Genomic DNA, 16327 nt, shown 5'->3' on the forward strand with positions numbered 1-16327 from the left:
CGGAGGACACGTGAACATCGACCGGCTGGTCGCGATCGACGTGCACACCCACGTCGAGCAGGACGGACACGGCTGCTTCTCGCTGGACCAGGAGCTGATGGACGCCTCGGCGCAGTACTTCCGCGCCGACCAGGACCGCACGCCGACCGTCGCGGCGATCGCGGAGCACTACCGCCAGCGCGACATGGCCGCCGTGGTGTTCACCGTCGACGCGGCCTCGGGCACCGGGCACCCGGCGCTGTCCAGCGAGGAGATCCTCGACGGCGCCGCCGAGTTCCCGGACGTGCTGATCCCGTTCGGCTCGGTGGACCCGCACGCCTGCAAGGCCGCCGTCACGCGGATCCGCGCGCTCGTCGAGCGCGGCGCCCGCGGGTTCAAGTTCCACCCGTCGCTGCAGGCCTTCGAGCCCAACGACCCGCGGTTCTACCCGCTGTACGAGGCGATCGCCGAGGCCGGCGTGCCGGCGCTGTTCCACACCGGACAGACCGGGATCGGGGCGGGCCTGCCGGGCGGGCACGGGATCAAGCTGCGGTACTCCGCCCCGATGCTGCTCGACGACGTCGCCGCGGACTTCCCCGACCTCACGATCGTGATGGCGCACCCGTCCGTGCCGTGGCAGGACGAGGCCATCTCGATCGCCACGCACAAGGCCAACGTGTTCATCGACCTGTCCGGCTGGCGGCCGAAGTACTTCCCGCCGCAGCTGGTGCGGGCGGCGAACACGATGCTGCGGGAGAAGGTGCTGTTCGGGTCGGACTTCCCGGTCATCACCCCCGACCGCTGGCTCGCGGACTTCGCGGACCTGGAGATCAAGGACGACGTCCGGCCGCTGATCCTCAAGGACAACGCCGTGCGGGTCCTCGGGCTCGGCTGATCACGGCACCCGGTAGAGGGCGCGGGCGTTCCCCCCGGCGATCATCGCCGCGATCCGCCGCATGTCCTCCTCGGCGGCCTGGTCCTCGGCCACCCAACCGCCCAGCACATGGTCGACCGCGCGGCGGAAGGCACGGGCGGCGACCAGGTACAGCTCGGGCAGGCCGAAGGCGTCGGAGGAGTACAGAAGCCTGCCGAACGGGGCGAGCTCGAGCGCCTCGGCGAGCACCTCCGCCGCGCGGTGCCCGACGTAGGTGGAGGCCAGCCCGACGTCGAACCACACGTGCGGGAACACCTGGGCCAGCCAGGCCGCCTCGCGGTGGTACGGGTAGCAGTGCAGCAGCACGATCGGCGTTCCCGTGTCGGCGGTGGCCCGGCAGAAGTCGGTGAGCAGCACCGGGTTCGCCCGGTGCAGGTCCTCGTCCGGGTCGCCGAAGCCGGTGTGCAGCTGCACCGGCAGGCCGCGGTCCACACCGCACCACAGCGCGTGCCGCAGCAGGACCGGATCGGCGAGGCGGCCGCCGGTGCGCGCCCACTCCGCCGCGGCGGCCGCGACCTCGGCCGGCGCGGGCCGGCCCGGCGGGACGTCGAAGCCGTGCCGGTAGGCCAGGATCGACTTGCACGCGACCGCGCCCGCGGTGCGCCGGGCGAGCTCCTCGACGAGCGCGTCGGCGTAGTCGGCCGGGCGCACCCCTGGGGGCGCGACGTCCTCGGCCACGGCCTCCAGCCGCACGACCTCGGCGACGGGCGCGCCCGCGGCCGTGGACAGCGCGTCGAGCCCGAGCAGGTCGGTGGCCCGCAGGCCGTGGTCGACGAGCAGGGCGTCCGTGCCGGTGGCCGCCAGCAGCCGGCGGGTCGCCTCGGCTGCGCCGAGCTCGCGGCGTCGGGCCAGGTAGTCCGCCGGCGGGGCGTGCCGCGGGAGGTCGAGGACCGGGGCGCACACGCGTCGCACCGCGAGCCCGAGCATCGAGTCCCACGGGTGGCCGACCGGCGCGGGTGCCTCGGTGAGCAGCGCACCGAACGCGGCGGCGTCGAGCTCGTCGCCGACCACGCTGTGGCAGTGGTGGTCGACCAGCCGCAGCTCCTCGGCCCAGGCGGTCACCACCGCCACCGCGTGGCGGCGATGATCTCCGCGGCGGTCCGGCCGGCGAAGGCGTCGGCCTCCGCCCGGCGCACGGCGAGCAGCGTCTCCGTGAGCGCCGGGCCGAAGGCCTCGGTCAGAGCCGGCTCGGCCTCGAACGCCGCCACGGCGGTGGCGAGGTCGGTGGGCAGGCGCTCCACGCCGAGCCGGGCCCGCTCGTCATCGGGCAGGCCGGCGGGGTCCGCGTGCACCGGCTCCGGCAGCGTGCCACCCTCGTCCACGCCGGCGAGCCCGGCCGCGAGCACGCCCGCGACCACGAGGTACGGGTTGGCGGCCTGGTCGAAACACTTGACCTCGACGTTGGCCGCGGTCGTCTCCTCGCCGTGCGAGCCGGTGACCAGCCGGACGGCGGCCTCCCGGTTCTCCCGGCCCCAGCAGGCGTAGGCCCCCGCCCAGTGCGAGGGCAGCAGCCGCAGGTAGCTCGCGACGCTGGGGGCCCCGACGGCCAGCAGCGCGGGCAGCCGGTCCAGGATCCCGGCGGTGAACGCCTCGGCCTCCGGGGTGAGCCCGAACCGGCCGTCGCCGCCGGAGAAGACGTTGCGGCCGTCGCGGTCGAGGGAGACGTGCAGGTGGCCGCCGTTGCCGACGCCGGGGTCCGCGACGCTGGGCGCGAAGGAGACCGCGAGACCGTGCCGGGCGGCGACCGCGCGGATCGTGGTGCGCACGAGGACGGCGGTGTCGGCGGCGGCGACGGGCGGCGCCGGCGCGACCGACAGCTCGAACTGGCTCGGGGTGTACTCCGGGTGGAACTGCCGGACGTCGACACCCTCGGCGGCGAGCGCGCGGAGCAGCTCGACGCCGTAGTCCGACAGCTCGACCAGCCGGGTCATGCCGTACGCCGGGCCGGTCGCGGCGGGCTCCGGCTCGCCGTCCCCGGCCCGGTACACCACCCACTCGACCTCGAAGGCGGCCCGCGCGGTCAGTCCCGCGTCGGCCAGGCGGCCGACCGTCCGGGCGGCGAGGAGCCGCGCGCAGCCGGGGTGTGGCCCACCCTCCTGGGTCCACCGGTCCGCCGGCGCCCACGCCCAGCCGGGCTGCGCGACGAGGGCGACGAGCCGGTCCAGGTCGGGGAGGAGCCGCAGGTCCCCGGTCGGGTTCGCCACCGTGGTGGCGGCGATCGAGTCGTCGACGCCGAACGCGTCGAACACCGGGGTGGCACCGACGCCCCAGGCCGCCGCGTGCTCGAACGCCGCCAGCGGCACGCCCTTGGCCCGGGTGATGCCGGCGGTGTCGACGAAGGTCAGCGCGATCGCGGCGATCCGTTCGGCGGCCATCCGCTCGACGAGGCTGCGCGCCCGCGCGGCCCGCTCCTCGCGCCCGGCGGCGTCCAGCTGTGCGGTGTCCATGCCCGACGATCGTGCCAGCTCCGGGGCGGCGGCCGGGAGATCCGACCACCGCCCCGTCGCCCCCCAGGGCCGGGTCGGCGGGTATCAGGGCCGGATCTCGTACACCGCGTTGAACGCCGTCTCCGCGGCCTTGCGGAACCGGGTGAAGCCGGCCTCCGCCGCGATCTGCCGGATCGGGAACTCGCCCGCCTGCGCGCCGAGGGCGTAGCCCCCGGGCTGGGAGAGCGCGTTGGGTACGCAGAGGAACGTCGAGCCGCTGTAGTAGAGCCGGCCGACCGGGTGGAGGTTGTCCGCGACGGTGTCGCCCGCAGCGGGCTCGACGACCATCCAGGTCCCGTCCGGCGCGAGCGCCTCCCGGACCCGGCGGGCGGCCCCGAGCGGGTCGCCCATGTCATGCAGGCAGTCGAACATCGCGACCAGGTCGTACCCCGTGCCGGTGAACTCCTGCGCGGAGGCGACCTCGAAGGTCACCCGGTCGGCCACGCCGGCGTCGGCGGTCCGTTTGCGCGCCTCGACGACCGACTCCGCGTGGTAGTCCGAGCCGACGAACGTGCTGCGCGGGAAGGCCTTCGCCATCAGCAGCGCGGACTCGCCGAGCCCGCAGCCGACGTCGGCGACGCGGGCGCCGGCCTCCAGCTTCACCTGCACGCCGTCGAGGGCCGGGATCCAGTTCTGCACCAGCTCCGCGACGTACCCGGAGCGGTAGAACGCGGCGCAGCCGTGGAAGACGTCCTCGTCGTGCGCGTCCCAGGGCACCCCGGTCCCGGTGCGGAAGCTCTCCGCGATCTTCTCGTCGGCCCGCAGATAACCCAGCACCAGCCGGTACGCCGCGGAGATGTTCGGCCCGTCCGGGTCGACGAGGCAGTAGGCCTGCTCCTCGGTGAGCGAGAACTCGCCGGTCCGGGGCTCGTAGGTGATGTAGCCGCCTGCGGCCTGCCCGCGCAGCCACTCGGTCAGCGGACGCTCGTGACATCCGGTGCGCGCGGCGAAGGCCGCCGGTGTGGCCGGGCCGTCGGCCAGCGCGGTGTAGAGGCCGAGGCGGTTGCCGACCGCGACCGACCCGGCGGCGCCCGTGGCGCCGATCTCGGTGACGAAACGCCCGAGGAACTCGGCCACCGTGTCCTGATCCATCCCTGCTCCTTCCGTCCGCCCGGCTCGGGTGCCGGTCGACGACGACCGTGCGCCCCCGGGCTTGCACGGGCCTGACTCCGGCTGTCCGGGCGCTGACAGCACTCCCGCCGCCCGGGCATGCTGTCGGCGGAGGTGGGGGATGGGCGGCGTGCGCGTCGAGGTGCTCGGGCCGTTGCGCCTGCTCGTCGACGGGACGCCGGTCGAGGTCCCGGGGCCGAAGCGCCGCGCCGCGCTCGCCCTCCTCGCGCTGGCCGGAGGCCGCACCGTGCCGGTCGACCACCTGCTCGACGCCCTGTGGCCCGGCGGCGTCCCCGACTCCGGCCGGCAGGCCCTGCACACGCACGTCTCGCGGCTGCGCACGCTGCTCGGCCCGGCGGCCGACCGGCTGCGGACCCTGCAGGACGGGTACCGCCTCGAGCTGGCGGCCGACGAGCTCGACCTCGCGCAGGCCCGGGCACTGCTGGCCCGGACGAAGGCCCTCGACGACCCGGCGGCCGCCCTCCCGCTGCTGCGACAGGCGCACGCACTGTGGCGCGGCCCCGTCCTCGCGGACCTGACCGACGTCCCGCCGATCGCCGTGGCCGTCGAGGAGCAGGAGCGGCTGCGCCAGGAGGTGACGGACGCGCTGGTCGGCCGGGCCGTCGAGGCGGGCGACGGCGCCGGCGTCGTCGGGCAGGCGGCGGCGGCCCACGCGGCCGACCCGCTCCGCGAGCCCGGCGCAGTGCTGCTGATGCGCGCGCTCGCGGCGAGCGGACAGCCGGCCGAGGCACTGCGGGTGGGCCGGGAGTTCCGGCGGATGCTCGCCGACGAGACCGGGCTCGACCCGTCACCGGCGCTCGGCGAGGTCGAGCGCGCCGTCGCGGCCGGGGCGGCCGGGCCCGCCCCCGCCGCGCCCGGCCGCCCGACGCCGGCGACCCGGCTGATCGGCCGCGAGGAGCAGGTCAGCGCGCTGCGCCGGCTGCTCGCGGAGGAGCGGCTGGTGACGGTGGTCGGCCCGGGCGGGGTGGGCAAGACCAGGGTCGCGCTGGAGGTCGCCGGCCGCGGCGAGACGCCCGTGGTGCTGCTGGCGCCGGTCACCGATCCCGCGGGCCTGCCGCACGCCCTCGCGGCCGCCCTCGACCTGAAGGTGTCCCGCGGCGACGTCCTGGCCTCCTGCCTGGCGCTGCTCGGCGACCGGCCGGGCCTGCTCGTCGTCGACAACTGCGAGCACCTCCTCGCCGGCGCGCGCGAGCTCGTCGAGGCCCTCCTCGCGGGCTGCCCGCGGCTGTCCGTGCTGGCCACGAGCAGGGAGCCGCTGGGGCTGGCCGCCGAGTACACGTACCGGCTGGCCCCGCTGCCGGTTCCGCACCCCGGCGGCGAGGTGACCGCGTCGGCGTCGGTCGCGTTGTTCCTGGAGCGGGCCCGTCGCGCGCGTCCCGGGCCGCCGCCCGGGCCGGCGGAGCTGCGGCTGGTCGCGGACATCGTGCGCCGGCTCGACGGGCTGCCACTGGCGATCGAGCTCGCCGCGGGCCGGCTGTCCAGCCTGTCGCTCGCCGACCTGCACGCCCGGCTGGACCGCTCGCTCGACCTGCTCGGCGGCGCGCGGACCGGCGACGCCCGGCACCGCACCCTGCGGGCGACGGTCGAGTGGTCGTACCAGCTGCTCACCGACGACGAGCAGCGGCTGTTCCGCCATCTCGCGCTGTTCGCCGACGGCGCGGACCTCGACACCGCCGAGCAGCTGGCCGCCGACCTCGGCCTCGGCGGGGACCCCGGCAGCCTGCTGGCCCGGCTCGTCGACGCCTCGCTGCTCGACGCCGACTTCGCCGACGGGACCCGGTACCGGATGCTGGAGACGTTGCGCGCCTTCGGGTCCGACCGGCTGGCCGCGGCCGGCGAGGCGCACGCGGCCGAGGCGCTCCTGGTGCGCTGGGCGGTCGGGCTGACCGAGCGGATCCGGGCGGGGCTGGACGGCGCGGCCGAGGCCGAGGCGGACGCGACCCTGCGCCGCGAGATCGCGAACCTGCGCGTGGCGTGGCGGCTGGCCCGGCGGAGCGGGGATCTCGACTCCGCGGCGGCGATCGTGATCGCCCTGTTCGAGGCGATCGGCTACCGCGACCTCGTCGAGCTGCGGGGATGGGCCGAGGAGCTCGCGGCCGACCCGGCGCTGGCCGCGCATCCCCGCGCGGCCGCGGTGCTGGGCGTCGCGGCGGAGGGGGTCTACCACCGCGGCGACGCGGGCGGCGCGGAGCGGCTCGCGCGGACCGGGCTGGAGCGCGGCCCGGACCCGGACGACGCCTGGTACGGCCGGATGGCGCTGGCCGTGGTCGCCCTCGCCCGCGGCGAGTTCGAGGAGACGGCCGAGCACGCGCTGGCCGCGGTCGCGGCCGTCGGGGAGCACCGCGAGTGCCTCGGGATCGCGGCCCTCGCCGCCGCGTACGGGGGCGACCTCGACACGGCCCGCGAGCTCAACGGGCGGGGCACGGCGGCCGCGGTGTCCCCGTCGATGCGCTCGTGGGCGGCCTACGTCGCCGGGGAGATCGAGGGCCTGGCCGGCGACCTCGAGACGGCCGAGGCCCACTACCGCACGGCGCTCCGGCTGGCCCGCGGCGTGGGCGCGACGTTCCTGGCCGGCGTGGCCAGCGTCGGGCTGCTCGCGGTGCTGGCCCGGGCCGGCCGGGTGCACGACGCCCTGCGCGGCTACACCCGGGTCGTCGACGGCTTCGCGCGCACCGGCAACTGGACCCACCTGTGGACCACCCTGCGCAACCTCGCCGACCTGCTGCGCACCCTCGGCGACGACCGGACGGCGGCCCTGATCGACGCCGCCGCCGACCTCGCCCCCGACGCGCCCGCCGTCGCCGGGGCCCGGCCCTTCCCGTCGCCCGACGGGCCGGTGCCCGACCGGACGGAGATCCTCCGGCTGGCCCACGAGGCCGTGACCCGCGCGGACCGGGTTCAGGCGGGCACCAGCGGCGCCCGCTCCGCCTCGAGGTAGGACTCCTCGCTCACCCAGGCCGTATACCGCTCCCGGCCCAGCGCCTCGATCAGGCCCGCGGTCTGGGTCGTCTGTGCCGCCAGCGCGCGGACCTTGCGCGCGGCGACCACGGGTGGCAGCGCCAGGTCGATGCTGAGCCGGTCCTGCTCGACGACCAGCGGGTACCCGGGCTCGTACACGCCGAGCTCGGCGTCGACCCCGGCCCACCGCCGGGCGTGCCGCGCGGGCACGGCGGCGTGCAGCAGCCGGGTGTGGGGCGTCGCGGCCCGCTCGACGGCGGCGCTCGTCCACGCGGACACGGTCCGGTGGTCGGAGTGCCCGGTGATCCCGTCGGGGCCGAAGGTCAGCACGGTGTCCGGGCGGACCTCGTCGACGATCCCGGCGAGCCGGGCGATCGCGACCTCCGCGTCCACGTCGGCGCACTCCCCGTCCCGGTAGTTGAGGAACCGGTGCTCGCGCACGCCGAGGATCCCCAGGCAGTGGGCCAGTTCGCCGGTGCGCTCGTCGGCCAGCCGGTCCGGCGGCCAGGTCTGCGGGTCGGATGTCCCCCGCTCGCCGCGGGTGGCGGTCACGCAGACCACCCGCTGCCCGTGCGCGCGGGCCAGCGCCATCAGGCCACCGGACAGGTAGGCCTCGTCGTCGGGGTGGGCCCAGATCCCCAGGACGGTGCCCAGCTCGGCGACGCGGTCGGCGGTGGTGATCATGATCGGTCCCTTCTGATCAGGAGCAGGTGCAGGAGCAGGCCGGCGCCGCAGCAGGCCGCGACGACGAGCCGGACCGCGTCCGCGCCCCCGTCGGGGGCGTCGAGCGCGAGGCCGCCGAGCAGCGTGCCGGCGGCGAAACCGAGGTGGACGGCCGTGCCGTTGAGGGCCAGCACGACCGGCAGCGGGCCGGCGGCCAGCCCGGCCAGCCGGTGCTGCTGGCCAGGGATGCACGCCCAGGCCGCGGCACCCCAGCCGACGGCCGCGAGGAGCAGCCCGAGGATGCCCGGGTCGGCCGTGACGGCGACGACTGCCGCCGCCAGCCCGACGGCGGCGACGGCGACCACGCGATGGCCACCCCAGCGGTCGGCGGCGACGCCGCCGCACCACGTCCCGAGCACCCCGCCGACGCCCATGGCCGCGAGCACCGGCCCCGGCCCGCCCGTCAACAGGACGTCGAGGTGCGCGTGCACCGCCTGCGAGCCGGCCATGAGCAGCGCCGACACGCCCAGGACGCCGACGACCGCCGGCGACCGCAGGGGCCGCAACCGCTCGCGGGCCGTCGTCCTCGGGAGGTCCGCGGCGCCGGCTCCGGCGTGCCACAGCCCGGCCCCGGCGCCCACGGCGAGCACCGCGACCAGTGCGAACGCGGCGCGCCACGACGACACGTCGGCGAGGACGACCCCCAGCGGCGCCCCCAGGACCATCGCGAGCGACGACCCGGCGGGCACGACCGCCGCCGCGCGCCCCCGCCGCTCGGCGGGCACCGCGGCCAGGGCGGCCGCCGCCGCGGCCGGGACGTGGATGCACGCCGCGAGCGCGGCGAGCGCCCGCGCGGCCATCAGCACACCGAGGCTCGGCGCGAGCGCGGTCGCCACGGCGGCGACCCCGACCGCCACGATCGAGCCGAGCAACAGCGGACGGAGCCGCCGCCCGCCGAGCAGCGTGCCGAGCACGGGGGCGCCGACGGCGTAGGTGCCGGCGTACACCGCCAGCGCGAGACCGGCCTCGGCGGGCGCGACCGCGAGGTCGGCGGCCGTCCGGGTGAGCACCCCCGCGAGGACGAACATGTCCGTCCCGATCGCGAAGGAACCCAGGCCCAGCACGGCCACCGGTGCCGGGAGGAGCGCGGTCGCACCCCCCACACGTCTCTCCTCGATCACCCGGGCGGCCATCCCGTCCCTCCCTCCGCTCGTCGTTCGGTGGAAGGAGCGTGGGGGGTGGCCCTTGCAGCACGCTGTCACCGCCCGACACGCCGCTGTCAGCACCCGTGAGTGGCAACTGCCCCTGGAGGGGCACCTGCCGCTCACGACCCTTGCTGACCAGCAGAGACGCGGTGCGCGCCGCCCATGCCGATCAGCTGTGCTCGCGTTGCGTGTGCCGGGGTCAGGTGGGGTGCCCGCTGGGGACCGGTGCGCCGGTCAGCGTCGCCGGCCGCCACCCGCGCAGCGAGCTGACCAGCGCGAGCTCCTCGGCGCGGAGCAGGTCGCCGGGACGGAGCGCGCGTTCGTGCAGGCGTCCCGCCGCCACCAGCCGGCCCCGCTCGACCCCGGGCAGACAGCCGCTGCCGAGCGGCGGCGTCCACCACTCGCCGTCGAGCCGGACGGCGAGGTTCGCGGTGCAGGACTCGGTGACCTCGCCCCGCTCGTTGACGAGCAGGACGTCGTCGGCCTCGGGGTGGCGCGCCAGTCGCACCGAGTAGGGCGCCCGGCGGCTGGTCTTGTGGTGCGGCCAGCACTGCGTCGAGTCGACGGGCTCGGGGTCCAGGACCAGCCGGACCGGCCCGGACGCGGGCGGCGGCAGGTCCTCGACGTCGATGCCGGACGTGCCGTCCCGGTAGCAGCGCAGCCGGACGCGGGCGCCGCCGCAGCCGGCGAGGTGCGCGGCCAGGGCGGAGCGGACGGCGGCCTCGTCGAACCGGAAGCCGAAGTAGGCGGCGGAGTCGGCGACCCGGGCGAGATGGGCGTCGAGCGAGCGCAACCCGGTCCCGGCCTCGTGCCGCATCGTCTCGATCAGGTGGAAGTCCTCGGGCCGGACGTCGAGCACCCGCGCCTTGGCCCGCAGCTCCGCGTACTCCGCGCCCGGCTCCGACCCCCACGTGACGCCGCCGCCCGTGCCGTAGGTCGCGGTGCCCCGCTCGCGGTCGACCACCACCGTCCGGATCGCGACGGAGAAGCGGGCGCGCTCCGGGTGGCCGGCGGGCGCGACGACGCCGATCGCTCCACAGTAGACGCCTCGCGGGCTCGCCTCGATCTCGCGGATCAGCTCCATCGTGCGGGCCTTCGGCGCGCCGGTGACCGAGCCGCACGGGAACAGCGCGCGGAAGATCTCCGTGAGCCCGACACCCGGGCGCAGCTGCGCGGTGACGTCCGACGTGAGCTGGTGGACGGTCGGGTACCGCTCGACCCCGAGCAGGCGCGGCACGGTCACGGTCCCCGGGCGGGCGAGACGCGCGAGGTCGTTGCGCACCAGGTCGACGATCATGATGTTCTCGGCCCGCTCCTTCGCGCTGCCGCGCAGCCGGGCCATCGCCTCGGCGTCCTCGGCGGTCGTGCGGCCGCGCGGTGCGGTGCCCTTCATGGGGCGCATGAGGATCCGGTCGCCCCGCAGGGAGAAGAAGAGCTCCGGGCTCGCGGACGCGACCACGAACCGGCCCGTGTCCAGGTAGGCGTGGTGCTCGCCGCGCTGGCCGAGCGCCAGGTCCCGGTAGAGCTGCGTGAGGTCGCCGGTGACGGGCGCGGTCAGCCGGGTGGTGAGGTTGCACTGGTAGGTCTCGCCGGCGGCGATCCGCTCCCGCACCGTGCCGACGGCCGCGCGGTGCGCCGCGGCGTCCCACTCCGGCTCCCAGGGCCCGGCCGACAGCGGCGATCGCGGGCCGTGCGCCACGACCGGCACCGGGTGCGACTCGCGGGTGAGGCCGAACCAGGCGAGCGGGAGCCCGTCGACCGGCTCGCGGGTCACGAGCGTCGGGTCGAGTCCGGCTGCGGCCTCGTACGCCACCGTCCCGAACGCCCACCAGCCCTCGTCGGTGCGCCGCTGCACCTCGTCGAGGACGCCCGCGACCTCCTCCGGCCGCCACGCGACCAGCTCGGCCTCCGCCCGGGGGAAGAGCCGGGCGGTACCTGCGACGAGGTCGTCGACGCGGGCCCAGGATCCGGACATGCGCGGGCTCCTCGGGAGGGGAACGGGCGGGCACCGCATGATGCCGGGTCCCGCCCCGGGCCCGCGACGGCCGCGTGGCCCAGCCCACCCGCGGCGGTCGCGCTCCGGTGCAGGCTCCTCCCGACGCTCCGCCGACGTGAGCCGGACCGTCCATCCTGTCGCCCATCAGGCGCTCGCCCTCGCCGAGCCGCACCGTCCTCGACGGAGGGCTCCCGGTGCAGCGGCGGTCAGCGACCCGACGGTGCGGCCCTGGCGCTCACACCAGCTCGGAGTCCCGCACCTTCTGCATCCCCGCGGCCATCCGCCGCTTGACCGGCGGGAGGTGGTTGACCATCCGCAGGGCGGTGCGCTGGGCCAGCACGCTCAGCGGGCCGACGACGGGGCGGCGGGCGGTGCCGTCGTCGTTCATGAACTCCAGGGACTCCTTGACGGCCAGGGCGGAGTACCGGCGCATCAGCTCCTCGTACCCGCCGACGGCCTCGTCGCGGGTGAGCTCGCCGTCGCGGACCCGGACGAGCCGGTCCCGCAGCTCGCGGGCGTCGCGCAGCGCGGTGTTGGCGCCGGCACCGCGGCCGGGCGTCATGGTGTGGATCGCGTCGCCGACCAGGGTCACGCTGCTCGGCTGCCACGCCGGCACCGGCTCCGACGTGCGGATGCTCAACGCCAGCGCGGCCGTCGGATCCGAGGTCGCCACCAGCTCCCGCCACCGCGGGTCCCAGTCCTCGGTGAGGGACAGGGCGACCTCGTGCAGGTTCTCGCCGCGGCGGTCGAGGACGTCGGCCGGCGCGAGGCTGCGCGAGGTCGACAGGCCCCAGGACAGGTAGTCCGTGGTGTTGTCGTAGCGCAGGCCCGGCCACGCCTCGATCAGCGTGGCGTCGCCGGCGCCGATGCCCTCCCGCGGGGCGCCGTCCCGCCAGGGCAGCCGCATCGCGTGGACGATCCCGAACTGTCCGCGCCGGTCGAACAGCATCGACAGCCCGTCCATCGCCCGCTCCGGCAGCAGGTCGGCGTTCCGCTCGGTCAGCGCGACCTTCCCGCCGATCGCCACCAGGCCCGTCTCGGTGTGCCTCGCGTGCGGCAGGTACTGCTTCCGGACGCGGGAGTTCGCACCGTCGGCACCGACCAGCAGGTCGCCGGTGACGGAGTCGCCGTCGGCGAAGTGTGCGGTGACGGTGCCGTCGGCGTGCTGCTCGTGGTGCGTGAACGACTTGTCGAACGTGATCACGTCCTCCATGCCGGTGAACAGCACCTGGCGCAGGGTCATCCGGCTGACGTTGTGGTCGCGGTCCTCGGGCCGGTCGCCGCTCTGCGGCAGGTCGTCGAACCGCATGCCGACCAGCTCGCGGAACCGCTCGGTGTACATCGTGAGGTAGCTGTACGGCAGGCCCGTGGTGGCGACGAACGTGTCGAACAGGTCCTGCGGCAGGCAGGCCTTCAGCGCCCGGGCGCCGTTGGGCGAGATGCCCACCCGGTAGCCGTTGAGGCCGCCCGTGCGGGTGCGGTCCCGCTCGTAGACGGCGACCTCCATGCCCGCCTGCCGCAGGCCGTGGGCCAGGCACATCCCCCCGGTGCCCGCCCCGATCACGATGGTCCTCAGCTCTTTCGACATGGCTCCCCCCGGAGTGGTCGATCAGGTCTCCAACTACCGCGACTCGAACTTCTCGGCGAGTTCGAGCAGTTCCTCCCGGTTCCAGGTCAGCGCCCCGCTGCGCAGGTCGTCGACGAGGGAGGCGATCCAGCGGACGTCCGTCTCGAGCAGGGCGACGGCGTACTCGCCCTCGATCAGCACGAGCCGGGGCAGGTGCCCGGCGCCGGCCAGGTCGGCGCGCAGCCGCTCGAGCTCGGCCCGGCGGCTCGCGAGCCGGGTCCCGAGCGCCTCGAGCGCCACCTCCGGGGTGATCAACGGCAGGTAGGCCAGGGCCGCGGTGAACTCGGGGAAGTCGCGACGCGGGGCCGCCAGCATCTCGACCGTCCACTCCACCGCCGTGCGCACCCCGGCCTCGGTCGCCGTGTAGACCGTGCGCTCCGGCCGCGCGTGCTCCCGCTCGGTCGCCTGCTCGACCAGCAGGCCGTCCCGCACCAGCCGGTCGATCGTCTTGTACAGCTGGGACCGCTGCCCGATGTTGATCACCTGGTCCTTGCCGCGCTCCCGGATGAGCTGCTGCATCCGGTACGGGTGCATCGGCCGCTCCGCCGCCAGGGCGAGCACGGCGAGGGCGAGTCCGGACCGCTGGGTCATAGTGTCGAAGCTACTAGTGTCGCCAACACTAGACAAGCCTCCCCGAGTTGTCGGATCCGTGCCGAGGCGCGAGAGTCCGGCCGGGGAGGTGCGCGGATGGGGTTCGACGACTGGTTCCTCGGCGACGGGGAACGGGGCAATCCCGCCTGCCGGCTGCCGGCCTGGTGCACCGGCAACGTGGTCCGCCCACTGGTCGACGGGGCGTGCTACTTCCCGCGGCTGGTCGAGGAGGTGTCCGCGCTCGGTCCGGGCGACCACCTGTTCTTCACCGACTGGCGCGGCGACGCCGACGAGCGGCTCACGCCGGACGGTCCCACGGTGGGCGAGCTGTTCGCCGCGGCCGCGCGGCGCGGCGTCGTCGTCAAGGGGCTGATGTGGCGCTCGCACACCGACGAGCTGGCCTACAGCGAGGAGGAGAACCGGCAGCTGGGGGACGAGGTGAGCGAGGCCGGCGGCGAGGTGCTGCTCGACCAGCGCGTGCGGCGGGCCGGATCGCACCATCAGAAGCTCGTGGTGCTGCGCCGCGTCGGCGACCCGGGGCGGGACGTCGCGTTCGTCGGTGGGATCGACCTGTGCCACTCCCGCGGCGACGACCACGACCACGGCGGCGACGACCAGGGCCTGCCGATGAACCCCGCCTACGGGGACACCCCGCCCTGGCACGACCTGCAGCTCGAGATCCGCGGGCCGGCCGTCGGGCTGCTCGACCGGGTCTTCCGCGAGCGGTGGGAGGACCCGCACTCGCTCGACACGCACAACCCGATCGCGCGGATCCGGGACGCCGTGCGCCACGCGGACCTGCGTGCCGACCCGCTCCCGGAGCGGCCCGCCGATCCGGGCCCGGCCGGCACGGCCGCGGTCCAGGTCCTGCGCACCTACCCGGCGATCCGCCCCGGCTACCCGTTCGCGCCCCGCGGCGAGCGATCGGTGGCGCGCGGGTACGCGAAGGCGCTGCGCCGGGCCCGCCGCCTGGTCTTCGTGCAGGACCAGTACATGTGGTCGCCGCACGTCGCGCACCTGTTCGCCGCGGCGCTGCGCCGCAGCCCGGACCTGCACCTGCTGGTCGTGGTGCCGCGGCACCCCGACGTCGACGGCCGGCTCGCCCTGCCGCCCAACAAGGTGGGCCGGTTGCAGGCGATCGAGACGTGCCGGCGGGCCGCCGCGGACCGGGTGCACGTGTTCGACCTCGAGAACCGGGACGGCACGCCGGTGTACGTGCACGCCAAGGCCGCGGTGGTCGACGACGTCTGGGCCGCGGTGGGCAGCGCCAACCTTAACCGCCGCTCGTGGAGCCACGACAGCGAGCTCACCGCCGCCGTGCTGGACGAGGCCCGGGACGAGCGCGCGCCCGCCGACCTCGGCGGGCGCGGCGACGGGGCGCGGGTCTTCGCCCGCGCGCTGCGCCTGCGGCTGCTGCGCGAGCACCTGGAGCGGTCCGACGGCGACGACGCCGACCTCGTCGACCCGGCCTCCGCCGTCCGGGCCGTCGAGGAGGCCGCGACCGCGCTCGACGACTGGCACCGCGGCGGCCGCCGGGGCCCGCGCCCGCCCGGTCAGCTGCGCCACCACGAGCCCGAACGCCTCTCGCGGCCGACCAGGCTGTGGGCCGTCCCCGCCTACCGCCTGCTGTACGACCCCGACGGCCGCCCCTGGCGCGACCGCCTCCGCAACCGCTGGTGAGAGCCACCCGGCCCGCCGGGAGGGGGCGCGGCGGGCCGGGCGGGGGTCAGGTCCCGCTCACCGGATCGCGGGCGAGACCGCGACGGGCTCCCGGTGGGCATGGTGGTGGTTGGCGTTGCGCGGGGTGGACAGCACCTGGCGGGTGCGCTCGTCGAGCGCGAGCGAGTCCGAGAGCGCCCCGCTCGCGGCGAGGACGGTCTCCAGCGCCTCGAGCCAGTGCGCGTAGTAGCTCCACGACTCGCCGCCCTCGCCCTCCTCCCAGCGGCGGATGGACTCGATCAGCGAGAGCTGGAACTCGCTCCACTCGTAGTGGCCCTCGTGGTAGGCCGCGACCGCCATGGCGAAGGCCCGCAGCTCCCAGGGCTCCTCGAAGGACCGGGAGTCGGCGTCGCCGCCCGGCATCCCACGGACCAGCTGTTCGACGCGCCGGCGGGCGTCGCCGAGCTCGGTCGCGTCGGGCCTCACGCGCCCACCGCCTTCACCGGACCGACGCCGATCATCGAGTCCCGGGTGACCAGCGCCGCGAGCTCGAAGGCGCCCAGGTCCTCGGTGCCCGCCGGGCGCTGCGGCAGGACCCAGTAGCGCAGCTCGGCGCTGGAGTCCCAGATCCGGATCTCGACGTCGTCGGGGATGGGGAAGCCGAAGTCCTCGGCGAGGACCTTCCGCGGCTCGCGCACGATCCGCGCCCGGTAGGCCGGGGCCTTGTACCAGTTCGGCGGCAGGCCCAGGACCGGCCACGGGTAGCACGAGCAGAGGGTGCAGACGATCGCGTTGTGCACCGTGTCGGTGTTCTCCACGACGATCATGTCCTCGCCCTGCAGCCCGCCGATGCCCATCTCGGCGCACGCGGCGGTGGCGTTCTCCAGCAGCCGCGCCCTGAAGTCCGGGTCGGTCCACGCCCGGGCGACGACCTGCGCGCCGAGCTGGGGCCCGACCTCGTTCTCGTAGACCTCGGCCATCCGGTCGACGGCCTCGGTGGTCATCACGCCCTTCTCGATCAGGAGGGCCTCTAGGGCCTTGACCCGCGCGGCGATCTCCTCCTGGGAGCGCAGCGGGGTGTCCGTCGGTTCGGCCATG

General features: G+C 76.0%; 13 protein-coding genes. 3 read left to right on the forward strand and 10 right to left on the reverse strand.

Features of this window, described 5'->3' with window-relative positions:
• Nucleotides 1-10 precede the first annotated feature (10 nt).
• A complete protein-coding gene (couO, locus tag ACQP04_RS07700; RefSeq protein WP_433506364.1) occupies nt 11-874 on the forward strand; it encodes a 4-hydroxyphenyl-beta-ketoacyl-CoA hydrolase in 864 nt (287 codons plus the stop codon).
• Here the strand turns inward: couO and ACQP04_RS07705 are convergent, their stop codons facing one another.
• The 3 genes from ACQP04_RS07705 to ACQP04_RS07715 all read right to left on the reverse strand — a co-directional run bounded on the left by ACQP04_RS07705 (nt 875) and on the right by ACQP04_RS07715 (nt 4491).
• A complete protein-coding gene (locus tag ACQP04_RS07705) occupies nt 875-1975 on the reverse strand; it encodes an amidohydrolase family protein (RefSeq protein ID WP_433506365.1) in 1101 nt (366 codons plus the stop codon).
• Nucleotides 1972-3360, reverse strand: a complete 1389-nt coding sequence (locus tag ACQP04_RS07710) for a glutamine synthetase (RefSeq protein WP_433506366.1) — start codon at nt 3358-3360, stop codon at nt 1972-1974. Before ACQP04_RS07710 ends, ACQP04_RS07705 begins: the two co-directional genes overlap by 4 nt.
• 84 nt (nt 3361-3444) lie before the next feature.
• Entirely contained in the window at nt 3445-4491 is a 1047-nt protein-coding gene (locus ACQP04_RS07715; RefSeq protein WP_433506367.1) for a class I SAM-dependent methyltransferase, read from the reverse strand.
• Nucleotides 4492-4630: 139 nt separating this feature from the next.
• Here ACQP04_RS07715 and ACQP04_RS07720 point away from each other — a divergent pair, with 139 nt between their 5' ends.
• The gene (locus tag ACQP04_RS07720) at nt 4631-7468 is read left to right on the forward strand and encodes a BTAD domain-containing putative transcriptional regulator (protein WP_433506368.1); all 2838 of its coding nucleotides are present in this window, start codon (nt 4631-4633) and stop codon (nt 7466-7468) included.
• Here ACQP04_RS07720 and ACQP04_RS07725 read toward each other — a convergent pair.
• From ACQP04_RS07725 to ACQP04_RS07745, 5 genes are all read right to left on the reverse strand, one after another.
• The gene (locus ACQP04_RS07725) at nt 7429-8172 is read right to left on the reverse strand and encodes a PIG-L deacetylase family protein (RefSeq protein ID WP_433506369.1); all 744 of its coding nucleotides are present in this window, start codon (nt 8170-8172) and stop codon (nt 7429-7431) included. The two genes, ACQP04_RS07720 and ACQP04_RS07725, sit on opposite strands and share 40 nt — an antisense overlap.
• Complete coding sequence (locus ACQP04_RS07730) at nt 8169-9314, reverse strand: MFS transporter (protein ID WP_433506370.1); 1146 nt, start codon at nt 9312-9314, stop codon at nt 8169-8171. The genes ACQP04_RS07725 and ACQP04_RS07730 overlap by 4 nt, the downstream gene beginning before the upstream one ends.
• A 241-nt stretch (nt 9315-9555) precedes the next feature.
• Nucleotides 9556-11331, reverse strand: coding sequence for an aminodeoxychorismate synthase component I (pabB, locus tag ACQP04_RS07735; RefSeq protein ID WP_433506371.1), 1776 nt, complete (start codon nt 11329-11331; stop codon nt 9556-9558).
• 256 nt (nt 11332-11587) lie between these two features.
• Nucleotides 11588-12940, reverse strand: a complete 1353-nt coding sequence (locus tag ACQP04_RS07740) for an FAD-dependent oxidoreductase (RefSeq protein ID WP_433506372.1) — start codon at nt 12938-12940, stop codon at nt 11588-11590.
• A gap of 33 nt (nt 12941-12973) precedes the next feature.
• Entirely contained in the window at nt 12974-13570 is a 597-nt protein-coding gene (locus ACQP04_RS07745) for a PadR family transcriptional regulator (protein ID WP_433506373.1), read from the reverse strand.
• Nucleotides 13571-13666: 96 nt separating this feature from the next.
• Here ACQP04_RS07745 and ACQP04_RS07750 point away from each other — a divergent pair, with 96 nt between their 5' ends.
• Complete coding sequence (locus ACQP04_RS07750; RefSeq protein ID WP_433506374.1) at nt 13667-15250, forward strand: phospholipase D family protein; 1584 nt, start codon at nt 13667-13669, stop codon at nt 15248-15250.
• 57 nt (nt 15251-15307) lie between these two features.
• Here the strand turns inward: ACQP04_RS07750 and ACQP04_RS07755 are convergent, their stop codons facing one another.
• Both ACQP04_RS07755 and nthA read right to left on the reverse strand, forming a co-directional pair.
• Complete coding sequence (locus ACQP04_RS07755; protein ID WP_433506375.1) at nt 15308-15715, reverse strand: nitrile hydratase accessory protein; 408 nt, start codon at nt 15713-15715, stop codon at nt 15308-15310.
• Entirely contained in the window at nt 15712-16326 is a 615-nt protein-coding gene (gene nthA / locus ACQP04_RS07760; protein WP_433506376.1) for a nitrile hydratase subunit alpha, read from the reverse strand. The genes ACQP04_RS07755 and nthA overlap by 4 nt, the downstream gene beginning before the upstream one ends.
• Nucleotide 16327 lies beyond the last annotated feature (1 nt).

The sequence above is a fragment of the Pseudonocardia halophobica genome (assembly GCF_050948485.1).
Lineage (GTDB): Bacteria > Actinomycetota > Actinomycetes > Mycobacteriales > Pseudonocardiaceae > Pseudonocardia > Pseudonocardia halophobica.

Bases quoted from the DNA above. Each gene is read 5' to 3' on its own strand.
- ACQP04_RS07710 (WP_433506366.1), bottom strand. From the start codon at position 3,360: ATGGACACCGCACAGCTGGACGCCGCCGGGCGCGAGGAGCGGGCCGCG.
- ACQP04_RS07715 (WP_433506367.1), bottom strand. From the start codon at position 4,491: ATGGATCAGGACACGGTGGCCGAGTTCCTCGGGCGTTTCGTCACCGAG.
- ACQP04_RS07720 (WP_433506368.1), top strand. From the start codon at position 4,631: ATGGGCGGCGTGCGCGTCGAGGTGCTCGGGCCGTTGCGCCTGCTCGTC.
- ACQP04_RS07725 (WP_433506369.1), bottom strand. From the start codon at position 8,172: ATGATCACCACCGCCGACCGCGTCGCCGAGCTGGGCACCGTCCTGGGG.
- pabB (WP_433506371.1), bottom strand. From the start codon at position 11,331: ATGTCCGGATCCTGGGCCCGCGTCGACGACCTCGTCGCAGGTACCGCC.
- ACQP04_RS07740 (WP_433506372.1), bottom strand. From the start codon at position 12,940: ATGTCGAAAGAGCTGAGGACCATCGTGATCGGGGCGGGCACCGGGGGG.
- ACQP04_RS07745 (WP_433506373.1), bottom strand. From the start codon at position 13,570: ATGACCCAGCGGTCCGGACTCGCCCTCGCCGTGCTCGCCCTGGCGGCG.
- ACQP04_RS07750 (WP_433506374.1), top strand. From the start codon at position 13,667: ATGGGGTTCGACGACTGGTTCCTCGGCGACGGGGAACGGGGCAATCCC.
- nthA (WP_433506376.1), bottom strand. From the start codon at position 16,326: ATGGCCGAACCGACGGACACCCCGCTGCGCTCCCAGGAGGAGATCGCC.